The organism is Pseudogracilibacillus sp. ICA-222130, from assembly GCF_037892545.1.
Taxonomy (GTDB): domain Bacteria; phylum Bacillota; class Bacilli; order Bacillales; family Amphibacillaceae; genus Pseudogracilibacillus.
Map to the genome: position 1 here is coordinate 1 of NZ_JBBKBG010000013.1, position 12,686 is coordinate 12,686.

Here is a 12,686-nt window from a genome sequence, read left to right on the forward strand (position 1 = left end):
ATTTCTCCCGCAAATCAATGCTTTTTAATGCGGTTAAATGCATAGTAGTATTTTAAAGGCTCTGTTAAAGTCTGTTGTTGTTAGAGTTGAAGGACTTCGCACATTGCTGATATAGAGTATTTGTGAGCGTTATTTCGAATCACATCTACTTTCGTCCCATTATCAGCGCGGCTTGCTTTAAAATATCATTTTCCATTGCTAAACGTTGGTTTTCTTTGCGAAGCTTAATTAGTTCTTCCTGTTCTGGTGTGCGATTGTCCCTCTCTTCAAACGAACCAGATCCATTATGCTGGCGAACCCATTTATCAAAAGCAGAAGGCGTTAGATCATATTCTTTGATAATTTCATTTCTTGGCTTTCCAGTAGCGTGTAGTTTGACAACCTGTTCTTTAAACTCTTTCGTAAACGTTCTTCTTTTTCTTTTAGTCATTATTGATTCTCCTCCGATTTCTGTTGAATCAAGTTTATATGACCTTAATGAAACTGTCTAATTAAGTGTAGCCTATCCATATTTTCCTTAAATAGAACTATAAGAAGACAAATGTATGATAAGGGTATTGAAAACACCAAGAGTGAAGAAGATATGGTTACTTTAGAAGTCTTAGCAATTTATCAGTAAGAAACTTTTAAAGTACCTTCAAAATTATATTCGATAAGGGCGTAATTGTTGAATAAGCACTGTATCTGAATCAGGCCATTTAATCGAATAACCTGTGTTGAAACTTGGTTATGTATTATCTTACTAAATTAAGTTGGGATTTTTAAAGGGAGAAGGAACATTATGATTGGTGTTATTTTTATAGCTATTTCAATAATAGGTTATTTTTTGATACTTAATAGCCAAGTAAAAAATAAAGGTGCTATTCTCTTGGAAAAAGCCATTACAGCGTTGCTTTCTGCCCTGTTGTTTTCTCTACTATTAGCGTATTTGCAATATACACCAGTTGAAGAACAAGAAGTCAATGTTGGATACTTCTCTTTTGGAAGTCTATTTGTGGTATATTTTATGTATTCGTTGCCTGTATTTTTAATTTGTGGAGGGCTCTATTCCTTTTTTGCAGACATATATCTAAATAATGTTCATTATTGTAGCATACTTCTAAAGTACATTATTGGATTCCTAACATATTTGGTGGGTGGCTTATTAATTGTTGGATTGTTTTTTGGAATTATATTACTAATTGATGGAAGTATTAACGAATGGTTTATATTAAGTATTTTCAAAGTTAGTGCCCTACCATCTTTATTGTTTTACCACATTTCTTTGCTCTACAAAAAGACATTAAATTTCGTTAAATAGAAAAGTTTCATCTTCCGTTAACGGACGCAGTTGTTGAAGAATCGCTGTGCCAGAATTGGGCCATATTACGGAAGATAGGGTAGGGTCAAATTTGTATAATTTTAATAAGAATGTTAATTAAAATGTCCAATATACTGGACATTTTTTATTATTATTATACAATATATATGTCCAATACTTTAGACAAATGTGGTGATAATTTGAAAAATAAAATTAAAGTATTACGAAAAAAATTAGGAATTACACAAGAAACTCTTGCTAAGGAATGTGGAGTGGTAAGACAAACGATTAATTGTATTGAAAATGATAAGTATGACCCTACTCTAGAATTAGCTTTTAAAATTGCAAAAGTTTTAAATAAGAAAGTAGATGAGGTGTTTATTTATGAGTAAATATCATTCAAATTACATGATTACGATGAAAGATATAGTAAAAGAAGGGGCTGAAGTATTACAAATAAAGACGCTCGAAGTTAATACTCCTGTATCTGAGGAAGATAAAGAAGCATTATTATGTATGCTTCAATATTTAAAAAATAGCCAAAACCCAACTATCTCAAGGAAATACAAATTACGTCCTGGTTCAGGATTATCTGCTAATCAAATTGGCCTTGATAAATGTATGTTTGCTGCACTTTTTAAGGATGACAAGAATGAAGATCATGAATATATGTTGATTAACCCAAAAATAATTAGTCATTCTGTTAATATGGTTTATCTACCTGAAGGTGAAGGTTGCCTTTCAGTGGATAGAGAAGTTAAGGGATATGTACCGAGATATGAACGAATTAAGGTAAAAGCGTATGACATAACGGGGAAAGAAGTAGTATACAAATTTAAGGGATATGGTTCAATAGTTATCCAACATGAAATAGATCATTTAAACGGTGTTATGTTTTATGATCGTATGAACAAAGAAAATCCATTTAAACTACCGGATCATGTTCCTGTAGAAAGTTTGTATTAATTGGTTAAAAATACACTAAAATAGGACTCTCATTTCAAGACCTAGGATTTCATTTAGATAAATGATATTTAAGTTCTTCCAGAAAAGGGCGCGATAATTGCATAATGGTGTTCCAGAATCGGGCCATTTTGTCGAGGAGAGTTTTTACGTATTTATGTAGAAGAATCGGATTACGTACCCCGATTCTTCTTTTTATTTTCATTCAACTATTCGCTTGAATGATAAACGTAAAATGGTTACACTATATTCAAGTGTAAGCTTGAATGAAAAAGGAGTGAGAAAATGAATAAAGATTCTTGTGAAATTTATTGTTATGACGAAGAAAAAGTTAATCGAATACAAGGAGAACTAGAAAAAGAAGACATTTTTAGTGTTGCCCAATTATTTAAGGCTATTGCTGATGAAAATAGGGCAAAAATTACCTTTGCTTTGTATAAAGGTGAAGAGTTATGTGTTTGTGATATAGCAAATATTATTGGTGTCACGGTTGCAAATGCTTCCCACCACTTACGCACACTCCATAAGCAAGGAGTTGTGAAATTTAGAAAAGAAGGTAAATTGTCATTTTATTCGCTTGATGATGAGCATGTTGAACAGTTATTTGTTATCGGATTAACGCATATGAAAGAGGTGCAAGTAAATGTCTGATCAACAAGCTAAATTATCTGAACAAGAAATGAAAACATATCGCGTTCAAGGATTTACCTGTGCAAACTGTGCAGGGAAATTTGAAAATAATGTAAAACAGCTTTCTGGCGTTGAGGATGCAACAGTAAATTTTGGTGCGTCTAAAATTTCTGTCTACGGTCATGCAACAATTGAAGAACTAGAAAAAGCCGGTGCATTTGAGAATCTTAAAGTAACTCCTGAAAAGTCTGCCCACAATGTTTCGCAAGAGGCAACTGATGATACGAAAGAAGAAAAAGTTCCATTTTATAAAAAGTATAGTACACTGCTTTATTCAACTTCGTTCCTTGTTTTCGGTTATCTCTCTTACTTTGTAAATGGAGAAGAGAATCTTCTTACAACCCTATTATTTTTAGCATCAATGGTGGTAGGTGGATTGTCGCTTTTTAAAGTAGGTTTGCAAAACTTATTACGCTTTGAATTTGACATGAGAACCCTTATGACAGTAGCTGTTATAGGTGGAGCCATTATTGGTGAATGGGGTGAAGTTGCTCTTGTTGTCATTCTCTTTGCTATCAGTGAAGAGCTTGAACGATTCTCCATGGATCGGGCAAGAAATTCGATTCGTTCTCTTATGGGTATCGCCCCTAAAGAAGCACTCGTTAGACGTAATGGGCAAGAAATGATGATTCATGTCGATGATATTGCTGTTGGGGATATCATGATTGTAAAGCCTGGTGAAAAGATTGCGATGGATGGTGTAGTCGTAAATGGCTACTCTGCTGTCAACCAAGCAGCGATTACAGGTGAATCAGTACCCGTTGGAAAAACGGTTGATGATGAAGTATTTGCAGGTACTTTAAACGAAGAAGGATTACTTGAAGTAAAAATAACAAAACTTGTAGAAGATACAACAATTTCTAAAATTATTCATCTTGTAGAGGAAGCACAAGGAGAACGTGCTCCAGCGCAAGCATTTGTCGATAAATTCGCGAAATATTACACACCGATCATTATGATCATTGCAGCATTAGTCGTTGTAGCCCCTCCTTTACTCTTTGGTGGCAGTTGGGAAACATGGATCTATCAAGGATTAGCTGTTCTAGTTGTTGGTTGTCCTTGTGCGTTGGTCATATCGACTCCGATTTCTATCGTTTCAGCAATTGGGAATGCTGCGAAAAAAGGCGTTCTTATTAAAGGTGGGGTGTATTTAGAAGAAATGGGTGCCTTAAAGGCAATCGCATTCGATAAAACAGGGACATTAACAAAAGGTGTTCCAGTTGTAACTGATTTTACTGTATTCAATAATCAAATGAATGAAAAAGAATTATTGGCAATCATCACTGCATTAGAATATCGTTCCCAGCATCCTCTTGCTTCGGCCATCATGAAAAAAGCAGAAGAAGAAGAAAATATTTCATATTCTGATATGCTTGTTGAGGATTTCTCTTCTATTACAGGTAAGGGAATCAAAGGTATTGTAAACGGAATGACTTATTACATCGGTAGCCCGAAACTCTTTAAAGAATTGTTGACTACTGATTTCGATAAAGACCTAGAACAAAACGTTACTACTCTTCAAAACCAAGGTAAAACAGCCATGATTATTGGAACTGAAAAAGAAATTCTTGGAATTATTGCAGTTGCTGATGAAGTTCGTGAATCAAGTAAGGAAATTATTCAAAAGTTACATCAACTTGGCATTAAAAAGACTATTATGCTCACAGGTGATAACAAAGGTACTGCGAATGCAATAGGCAGTGATGTTGGGGTATCTGATATCCGAGCTAATCTGATGCCTCAGGACAAATTAGACTATATAAAACAATTAAGATCCGAATACGGAAACGTAGCTATGGTAGGAGATGGTGTCAATGATGCACCTGCATTGGCGGCCTCAACAGTGGGTATTGCAATGGGTGGAGCTGGTACAGACACGGCTTTGGAAACAGCAGACGTCGCTTTAATGGGAGACGATTTGAGAAAACTTCCGTTCACTGTAAAACTTAGTCGAAAAGCTTTAAATATAATTAAAGCTAACATTACTTTTGCAATTGCTATTAAATTTATTGCCTTATTACTAGTCATTCCGGGCTGGTTAACACTTTGGATTGCTATTCTCTCGGATATGGGTGCAACTCTTTTAGTAGCACTAAATGGTTTAAGGCTTATGCGCGTGGATGAAGATGAATAGGTTTAAGAGGTTTAAAACAGAACAATAAAATCACGCTTGCGAATAACTTTTTAGTATATCTATATAGGGGTGCATAATTTAAGGGCTTTTCAATTTGAAGAAAAAGTCCTTATCCCAAAACAAATCATGTAAGATAAACAATCGGTCTTCCGCAATCGGGCGCAAGAATGGAATAAAAACTGCACCGATTCTTGCTTAACTGGTCCGTTTTGATGGTTATATGGAGCACTACTTTGAAAGAATTGCAGAACCCAACTGATTGGGCAGAAAATAATAGATGGATAAGACAAGGGGGGGACGGAAACGATGGGTACAAGCGTCTGGGTTGCTATAGGTATTGCCATAGCAGCTGCATTAGGCTTATTTGGGAAATCAAAAAAGAAAAATAACATCTCTAGGATAATTTTTTATAAAGTTAACGGGCGCAGATTGTTTAGCAAGTAGCTGACAAACAGGCACCATTCTTTAATTAGGGTTGTGCCTATTTCTGTTATAGAGCGTTTGCCACTACATAACTTTACATTTCGATTGTTGAATAAACGTTTTTCATTGTGTCTATACTGGAATCAAGATAATTGATTCATAATATGGAGCGTGAAATTATGTTGTTATCGGAAGCATGGGAGAGGTACCAGTCTGATAAAAAGATCGAGGGCTATTCCCCTCTCACTTTGAAGATGTATAGTTTTCAATACAAACTACTAAAGCGTTATTTAGGTGATATTAAAATAGATGAATTTACAACTGAAAAATTAAAGCAGTATCTAATTGAGTCAGGCGGACATTTGAAACCTTCTAGTTTGGGTCATCGCATCCGTTTCATTAAATCGCTTTTTAAGTCGATACATGAAGAAGGATATATTCTGAAAAATCCAGCAGCGAAGTTAAAAGAACCTAAGTTAGGACAGCGTATTCTGAAATTTCTTTCCAAGTATGAAATTGAACATCTACGTGAAGGGTGTCATACACCGATGGAGAATGCTTTGTTTGAGTTTTTTTATTCAACTGGCTGCAGAATTGGAGAAGTTGCAAAGTTAAACAGAGAAGATATTAATTTCATGGAGAACTCCGTCATCGTGCACGGGAAAGGTGATAAGGAAAGGGAAGTTTATTTTAATATTCGCTGTGCAATTTGGTTACAAAGATATTTGGAAAAGCGTGATGATGATGAGCCCTGTTTATTTGTCACAGAACGTAACCCTAAAAGACGAATGAGCATAGATTCGCTTAGATACATTATTAAACGTATTTCTAATCGAGCTGGAATCAAAAAAACAATTCATCCTCACCAATTACGTCACAGTTATGCAACGCATATGGTTGATAATGGCGCTCCACTTGACATAATTCAAAGTCTTCTTGGTCATGAAAAAAGTGAAATAACAAGGATCTATGCGCATCTTAGTGGGAAATTAAGACATGACTTTTATAGTAAATATTTTTAACGTATTTTTTAGGTTAAATCAAATTGAACATTTATGTTACCGAAAAAATAAGGTATAATAAGTAGATAGAGTAACGGAGGTGACTTATATGTCTATTCCTGATAAAATCATAAAAGAAATTGACATGTTAAGTGAACAAGAACGTAAAAAGGTACTTGATAAAATTAAAGAAAAATATATGACCGAGGACGTTATTTTATTGGGGGAAAACTATACTTGGTGGGATAACGAAGAGGATGATATATACAATGAGCAGTAAAAAGAAGCAGGGTGAAGTTTGGTTGGCAGATGTTGTATTTAAAGGTACACGGCAAACTAAACAGCGCCCTGTTGTTATTGTTGGAAACGAATTAGCTTTGGATATAGATGTTATTGTTGCACCAGTTACTAGTCAGAAACCAAGAAATCAATTTGACATTGTCTTAGAGTATTGGGAAGAGGCTGGATTATTAAAACCGTCTGTTGTACATACTTCCAAAATTACTTCCATTCATGGCACAGAATTGAAACGTTATTTGGGAGAATTACATAACCATGATCTTGAAAACGTATTAAATATGTGTAGAAAGTTATTTTAATGTTTAGTTATTAATTCAACAATAGGGCCAAATGATTGTTGAGAAGAACTTAAACTAAAACAGATATGTTAAGAAGGTTAGTTTCTTTACTATTGGGGGAGAAAAATAATGGATTTAATAAAACATAATAGTGATGCTTGGGATAAGAAAGTTGATGAAGGTTCTAGATATACTCAACGAGTGAGTAGTGAAACTATTGAAAAAAGCAAAACTGGTAAATGGGAGATTTCTGTTACAACAGAAAAGTCAGTACCAAGAGATTGGTTTCCAGAAGTTATAGATGGATTAAAGATATTATGCTTGGCATCTGGTGGTGGTCAACAAGGACCTATTTTGGCTGCTGCTGGAGCAGATGTAACCGTTACCGATATTTCTAAAAAGCAATTAGAACAAGATGAAATCGTGGCAGAACGTGATGGATTAACTTTAAGAACGGTACAGGGTGATATGTCAGACCTAAGTGATTTCGGGGATGAATATTTTGATGTTGTTGTTAATCCAGTTTCCAATTTGTTTGTCAAGGACGTTAAACCTGTATGGAATGAAATATCGAGGGTATTAAAAAATAAAGGTATTTTAATTGCTGGATTTACTAATCCATTACTATGGATTTTTGATGATAATCAGGAAAGAAAAGGCATCCTTGATGTTAAAAATTCCATACCTTCATCGACATTAGATTATTTGCCCAAGGATGAAATTCAAGATTATATCAAATCAAACAACACCATAGAATATGCTCATACTTTAGAAGACCAAATCCAAGGGCAGATTGATGCTGGCTTTGTGATTTCAGGTTTTTATGAAGATGATTTTGGCGGCACAAGAATTTTAGATAAGTACATTAAAACATTTATTGCTACAAGAGCAATAAAACTAAAGAATATTTGAAGCTGTGTTCCATTAACGGGCGCGATAATTGCATAATGATGTTCCAGAATCGGGCCATTTAACGGAATAAGGTTCAAAGGATGTATTGATTTGTAGAAAGGGAAAGATGGTATGACCAATAAAGAAAAAAGTGCAAAAGTGGTAAGTGAGATAGTGGACATATTTAGATGTCCGATTTGTCATCGTTCAATGAAAGTCGTTGATTTTAAAAGCCTCATCTGTTCGAATAACCATACATTTGACTTTGCAAAACAGGGCTATGTCAATATGTTAACTCGCCCCTCCAATCAACATTATGATAAAAATTTATTTGAAGCTAGACAAAAAATAATTATGGAAAGTAACTTATACTCCTCATTACACAAGAAAGTTTCAGAAATAATTGGTAAGCATTTAGACGAATTCCATTACCCAACTATTATTTTCGACGCAGGAAGTGGCGAGGGTTCACATTTACAAAAAATTATAAATGAATGTCGCGATAGGGCAATCACTGGGATTGGATTAGATATTGCAAAAGAAGGCATTATAATGGCTTCTAAAAATTATCATAATCCGATTTGGCTTGTTGGTGATTTGGCGAATATTCCTCTAACTGATCAGTCAAGTCACGTGGTTTTGAATATCCTATCACCTGCTAATTATATGGAGTTCAAAAGAGTTCTGGCTCCTGAAGGTATCATAGTGAAAATTGTACCTCGTCCTAATTATCTCAAAGAATTGCGAGAGGTAATTTTTACGAACAGTGATAAAAAAGCCTACACCAATGGAGAAACCATATCGCTATTTAAACAAAACTTCCAGTTAGTAAATAATTTCAGGTTTAGTTATTTTAAGGAATTAGAGCAAACAGAATTATTGAACCTTATTCAAATGTCTCCACTAGCTTGGAATGCAGAAAAAGAACAGATTGATTCATTTTTAAATTTAGATTCTACTGGAATAACTGTTGATTTGGATATTTTGATTGGTGTAAAAAGTACGTCTTAATTTACCTCAATCGGGCGCATTTCTGGAATAAGAGTTATTGATGAATAGGGCCAGATAATTGAATTAAGGTAGGAAGGAGATATAGGATATGGAATTGATTTGTGAGAGCAATGATTTGAATGAATACCTAACTGAACTAGATGCAGTTGATTTCTCTAATTCAGTGATTCAAGCAAAAGTATATGAACTCTTTAATTCATCGCAAACAGATATTGAAAAGGCAAAAGTAGCTTTTGAATTTGTAAGAGATGAAATACATCATTCGTGGGACATTCAAAGCACACAAGTTACATGCAATGCATCTGAAGTTTTATCTAAGGGAGAAGGTATTTGCTATGCAAAATCAAATGTTTTAGCTGCTCTTCTACGTTCAGAAGGAATCCCAACAGGGTTTTGTTATCAACGATTGATGTTATTTGATACTCCTGAAAAAGGTTATTGTATTCACGCATTAAATGCAGTTTTTTTGGAATCGATTAATAAATGGATTCGGTTTGATGCTCGTGGTAATAAACTTGGTATTGACGCTCAATTCTCAACTGATGAAGAGAAGTTAGCTTTTACAGTTCAGGAGGAACTCGATGAAAAAGATTATCCAATCATTTATGTGGAACCTCACTCCAAAACAATTTCAACTTTGGAAGCACATACTAATGCACTTGAAATGTATAAATATCACTTACCAGAGTACTTATAAGGATCGTATTAATTATTATACTAACGGGCGTGATAATTGCATAATGGTGTTCCAGAATCGGGCCAGATTGTTGAAAAATTACTAATGGAATGGAGGGTTCAATTTTGAACAAAAGAACAAAAAGTATATTAGGATTCTTATCTATATTGACCGTAATAATAAGTGTAATCTTTTTCTTTATAATTAGAGGACCTAACGCGAATTTGACATTGGGCATTAGCGTGTTTACGGTGCTTTCCGTACTTGGAATTATTTTTGCCATAGTATCTAGAAAACTATGGTTTGTTATAACAGGAATTGTTCTGAATGGTGCAGTGTTGGTTTTCGCATATTTCCTGTTGCTTGCTGTAGGAATTAGTGAACCGTAAAAGATTGTTCCTGAATCGGGCGCGATAATTGCATAATGGTGTTCCAGAATCGGGCCAGATTGTGGAGGAGTTGATACTAAATCTAAATTAGATTAAGGGGCAAAAGACTTTAAAACGAGGAGAGGTTATTATGGCGAAAAAGATACACGTATACAACATTACAGTATCAACTGGAGAGCAGTTTAAAAATGTAAGAATCGAAGGGGCAATTAGCAGTAGATACTCAGGTATTACAACGGATTTTATTCCTGTAGAAAATGAAGATGGTCAAACGGTTGAATTAACGAAATATCAAATAGTTAAAGCGGAATTAATAAATATCGAAGAATAAGATAGCTTTTGCTCACAAATCGGGCAGTTTAGTTGAGGAAGAAAAATTAAATATTAAGATAAAAACGCTCAGAATATTTTCCGAGCGGTTTAGTTTGCTGTTTATAATGCTTTTCTAAAGCCTGCTGAATAAAGAATGTACAATATAATGAATTTTTGTGATTGTATGTTCGATAATATATAAGAGTTATTCCGTAAAACAGTTGGTTTTGTTATGCTCTTCTTTTATAATTTTTCACTTTTACAATAGAACTTGATTCGAATCAATTTTTATTTCATAGAAACATCCTATACTAGAGTCATCAACAAGGAATACAAATGAAAATGAAATTGGAGGGAATCAACATGCAAAGATATATATTAAGTAAAAAGAATTCCATTACACTGATCAGTGCAATTTTGATTGCACTTGCATTCTTCGGACGATTTTCCTTAGACAACATGGCCATTTTCAATTGGTCGCTCATCATTGCATCTATTCTTGGTGTAGCACCAATTGCGATTCAAGCCTATCAGGCATTAAAAGTAAAAGTTGTCAGTATTGATGTTTTAGTTACCATTGCAGTTATTGGGGCAGTATTGATTAAAAATTATGAGGAATCAGCCATCGTTACTTTCTTATTCTTATTTGGTTCTTACTTGGAGCAACGTACCTTGAACAAAACACGTTCTGCCATTAAAGAATTAACAGAGCTGGCACCAGAAAGTGCTTTAAAGCAAATGGAAAACGGAGAATTTGAAGAAGTAGATGTCGATGATGTAGACGAAGGTGATATTTTATTAGTTAAAACGGGTGCAAAAGTTCCGGTAGATGGAACAGTGTTAATTGGTGAAGGTCACATTAATGAAGCAAGTATTACTGGAGAATCTCTACCTGTAAGTAAAAAGGTTGATTCTGAAGTATTTGCAGGATCTATCTTAGAAAATGGAACAATCCAAATTCGAGCTGATCGTGTTGGAGAAGATACAACATTTGGTAGAATTATCGAATTAGTGGAAGAGGCACAGGATTCCAAATCAGAAGCAGAACGTTTCATTGACCGATTCTCAAAATACTATACACCAGCTGTGTTAGTCCTTGGTTTTATTGTTTGGTTTTTCTCAAAAGATATTGAACTAGCTATCACGATTCTTGTTTTAGGATGTCCAGGTGCATTAGTTATCGGGGTACCTGTATCCAACGTTGCCGGTATCGGAAACGGTGCACGTAATGGTGTCCTCCTAAAAGGTAGTGAAGTTATCAATGACTTTAGCAGAGTAGATACTATCGTTTTTGATAAAACAGGAACATTGACAGTAGGAAACCCTGAAGTTGCCGAAAAAGAATTTTACGGAAAAAATACTGAAGAGGTTCTAGGATATTTAGCAAGTGTGGAGCGTGAATCGGACCACCCACTAGCGAAAGCTGTCCTACAGGATATTGGCGAGACAACTTTCTCTACTGTTGAAGAAACCGAAGTCGTTAAAGGTGGCGGAATTGTAGCAAAAATAGGTGTTCATCGTATAGCCGTTGGTAACGTAGCTTTAATGGAAAAGGAAAATGTGAAATTAAGCGAAAAAGCTAAAAAAGACGTCGAACGCTTTGAGAAAAATGGGAATTCTCTTGTGTTAACTGCGGTCGACGGAGAATTAAACGTTCTGATGGGTATTCGGGATCAAATCCGTCCAGGTGTTAAAAAAGATCTTCAAAAACTGAAAAAACTAGGGGTCAAAAACCTTGTCGTTCTTTCTGGGGACAACCAAGGAACCGTAGATTTAGTTGCTCGAGAACTTGGGTTAACAGAAGCACATGGTCATATGCTACCGGAAGGAAAATCTGCTTATATCGAAAAAATGCAAGCAGAAGGCGGGATCATTGCCTTTGTCGGTGACGGAGTGAATGATAGTCCTTCACTAGCCTTAGCAGATATCGGAATCGCCATGGGAAGTGGAACAGATGTTGCAATTGAAACATCAGATGTTGTTTTAATGAATTCTGACTTTAGTCGTTTACCACACGCATTAGGCTTAACAAAATCAACTTCAAGAAACATGAAACAGAACATTATCATAGCAGTTGGTGTGGTATTAGTCTTACTTGCCAGCCTACTATTTAGTGAATGGATGAATATGTCAATCGGGATGTTGGTTCATGAAGCAAGTATCTTAGTAGTCATCTTGAATGGTATGAGATTGCTTCGATACCGTTTGAGAGAATAATTTTAATAGAAACCAGTCTTGATGAATGATAAAGGGGAAGTATTCAGGTAGGAAGAACAAAATACTCCCCTACTTTTTCTTAAAACTTGATTTGCATCAAT

15 protein-coding genes and 1 pseudogene are annotated in these 12,686 nt (G+C 34.9%); 15 read left to right on the forward strand and 1 reads right to left on the reverse strand.

Annotated features, from left to right (window positions below; genetic code table 11):
• Window positions 1–83 precede the first annotated feature (83 nt).
• A pseudogene (locus WKT09_RS07100) lies at window positions 84–430 on the reverse strand (transposase); the annotation flags it as partial.
• Window positions 431–781: 351 nt separating this feature from the next.
• Between WKT09_RS07100 and WKT09_RS07105 the strand changes: the two are divergent.
• From WKT09_RS07105 to WKT09_RS07170, 15 genes are all read left to right on the forward strand, one after another.
• Window positions 782–1,300, forward strand: coding sequence for a hypothetical protein (locus WKT09_RS07105; RefSeq protein ID WP_340415381.1), 519 nt, complete (start codon window positions 782–784; stop codon window positions 1,298–1,300).
• Between the two features lie 200 nt (window positions 1,301–1,500).
• On the forward strand, window positions 1,501–1,692 hold the full coding sequence (locus tag WKT09_RS07110) for a helix-turn-helix transcriptional regulator (protein WP_340415382.1): 192 nt from the start codon (window positions 1,501–1,503) through the stop codon (window positions 1,690–1,692).
• Window positions 1,685–2,266: a peptide deformylase gene (gene def / locus WKT09_RS07115; RefSeq protein WP_061184386.1), complete on the forward strand. Its 582-nt coding sequence runs from the start codon at window positions 1,685–1,687 to the stop codon at window positions 2,264–2,266. The genes WKT09_RS07110 and def overlap by 8 nt, the downstream gene beginning before the upstream one ends.
• A 282-nt stretch (window positions 2,267–2,548) precedes the next feature.
• The gene (locus tag WKT09_RS07120; RefSeq protein WP_340415383.1) at window positions 2,549–2,914 is read left to right on the forward strand and encodes an ArsR/SmtB family transcription factor; all 366 of its coding nucleotides are present in this window, start codon (window positions 2,549–2,551) and stop codon (window positions 2,912–2,914) included.
• Complete coding sequence (locus tag WKT09_RS07125; RefSeq protein ID WP_340415384.1) at window positions 2,907–5,087, forward strand: heavy metal translocating P-type ATPase; 2,181 nt, start codon at window positions 2,907–2,909, stop codon at window positions 5,085–5,087. The genes WKT09_RS07120 and WKT09_RS07125 overlap by 8 nt, the downstream gene beginning before the upstream one ends.
• A gap of 306 nt (window positions 5,088–5,393) precedes the next feature.
• Entirely contained in the window at window positions 5,394–5,531 is a 138-nt protein-coding gene (locus WKT09_RS13805; RefSeq protein WP_445324002.1) for an LPXTG cell wall anchor domain-containing protein, read from the forward strand.
• Window positions 5,532–5,689: 158 nt separating this feature from the next.
• Window positions 5,690–6,532 carry a tyrosine-type recombinase/integrase gene (locus tag WKT09_RS07130; RefSeq protein ID WP_340415385.1) on the forward strand — a complete coding sequence of 281 codons (843 nt, stop codon included), beginning with the start codon at window positions 5,690–5,692 and terminating at the stop codon, window positions 6,530–6,532.
• An 88-nt stretch (window positions 6,533–6,620) separates the two neighbouring features.
• On the forward strand, window positions 6,621–6,791 hold the full coding sequence (locus tag WKT09_RS07135; protein ID WP_336268295.1) for a hypothetical protein: 171 nt from the start codon (window positions 6,621–6,623) through the stop codon (window positions 6,789–6,791).
• The gene (locus tag WKT09_RS07140; RefSeq protein WP_340415386.1) at window positions 6,781–7,110 is read left to right on the forward strand and encodes a type II toxin-antitoxin system PemK/MazF family toxin; all 330 of its coding nucleotides are present in this window, start codon (window positions 6,781–6,783) and stop codon (window positions 7,108–7,110) included. Before WKT09_RS07135 ends, WKT09_RS07140 begins: the two co-directional genes overlap by 11 nt.
• 108 nt (window positions 7,111–7,218) lie before the next feature.
• Window positions 7,219–8,001 carry a class I SAM-dependent methyltransferase gene (locus WKT09_RS07145; RefSeq protein ID WP_146938713.1) on the forward strand — a complete coding sequence of 261 codons (783 nt, stop codon included), beginning with the start codon at window positions 7,219–7,221 and terminating at the stop codon, window positions 7,999–8,001.
• 111 nt (window positions 8,002–8,112) lie between these two features.
• A complete protein-coding gene (locus WKT09_RS07150) occupies window positions 8,113–8,991 on the forward strand; it encodes a putative RNA methyltransferase (RefSeq protein ID WP_122910653.1) in 879 nt (292 codons plus the stop codon).
• Between the two features lie 88 nt (window positions 8,992–9,079).
• Window positions 9,080–9,688, forward strand: a complete 609-nt coding sequence (locus WKT09_RS07155) for a transglutaminase-like domain-containing protein (protein ID WP_340415387.1) — start codon at window positions 9,080–9,082, stop codon at window positions 9,686–9,688.
• A gap of 104 nt (window positions 9,689–9,792) precedes the next feature.
• Window positions 9,793–10,056: a hypothetical protein gene (locus WKT09_RS07160; RefSeq protein ID WP_245301612.1), complete on the forward strand. Its 264-nt coding sequence runs from the start codon at window positions 9,793–9,795 to the stop codon at window positions 10,054–10,056.
• A 130-nt stretch (window positions 10,057–10,186) separates the two neighbouring features.
• Window positions 10,187–10,387 (forward strand): hypothetical protein, encoded by a 201-nt coding sequence (locus WKT09_RS07165; RefSeq protein WP_340415388.1) that lies wholly within the window; start codon window positions 10,187–10,189, stop codon window positions 10,385–10,387.
• Between the two features lie 344 nt (window positions 10,388–10,731).
• Window positions 10,732–12,585 carry a heavy metal translocating P-type ATPase gene (locus WKT09_RS07170; RefSeq protein WP_340415389.1) on the forward strand — a complete coding sequence of 618 codons (1,854 nt, stop codon included), beginning with the start codon at window positions 10,732–10,734 and terminating at the stop codon, window positions 12,583–12,585.
• Window positions 12,586–12,686: the final 101 nt, after the last annotated feature.

Excerpts from the sequence above, each read along its gene's own strand:
- WKT09_RS13805 (WP_445324002.1), top strand. The coding sequence starts at position 5,394 with ATGGGTACAAGCGTCTGGGTTGCTATAGGTATTGCCATAGCAGCTGCA.
- WKT09_RS07170 (WP_340415389.1), top strand. The coding sequence starts at position 10,732 with ATGCAAAGATATATATTAAGTAAAAAGAATTCCATTACACTGATCAGT.
- WKT09_RS07120 (WP_340415383.1), top strand. The coding sequence starts at position 2,549 with ATGAATAAAGATTCTTGTGAAATTTATTGTTATGACGAAGAAAAAGTT.
- WKT09_RS07135 (WP_336268295.1), top strand. The coding sequence starts at position 6,621 with ATGTCTATTCCTGATAAAATCATAAAAGAAATTGACATGTTAAGTGAA.
- WKT09_RS07145 (WP_146938713.1), top strand. The coding sequence starts at position 7,219 with ATGGATTTAATAAAACATAATAGTGATGCTTGGGATAAGAAAGTTGAT.
- WKT09_RS07150 (WP_122910653.1), top strand. The coding sequence starts at position 8,113 with ATGACCAATAAAGAAAAAAGTGCAAAAGTGGTAAGTGAGATAGTGGAC.
- WKT09_RS07105 (WP_340415381.1), top strand. The coding sequence starts at position 782 with ATGATTGGTGTTATTTTTATAGCTATTTCAATAATAGGTTATTTTTTG.
- WKT09_RS07140 (WP_340415386.1), top strand. The coding sequence starts at position 6,781 with ATGAGCAGTAAAAAGAAGCAGGGTGAAGTTTGGTTGGCAGATGTTGTA.
- def (WP_061184386.1), top strand. The coding sequence starts at position 1,685 with ATGAGTAAATATCATTCAAATTACATGATTACGATGAAAGATATAGTA.
- WKT09_RS07130 (WP_340415385.1), top strand. The coding sequence starts at position 5,690 with ATGTTGTTATCGGAAGCATGGGAGAGGTACCAGTCTGATAAAAAGATC.
- WKT09_RS07155 (WP_340415387.1), top strand. The coding sequence starts at position 9,080 with ATGGAATTGATTTGTGAGAGCAATGATTTGAATGAATACCTAACTGAA.
- WKT09_RS07125 (WP_340415384.1), top strand. The coding sequence starts at position 2,907 with ATGTCTGATCAACAAGCTAAATTATCTGAACAAGAAATGAAAACATAT.
- WKT09_RS07165 (WP_340415388.1), top strand. The coding sequence starts at position 10,187 with ATGGCGAAAAAGATACACGTATACAACATTACAGTATCAACTGGAGAG.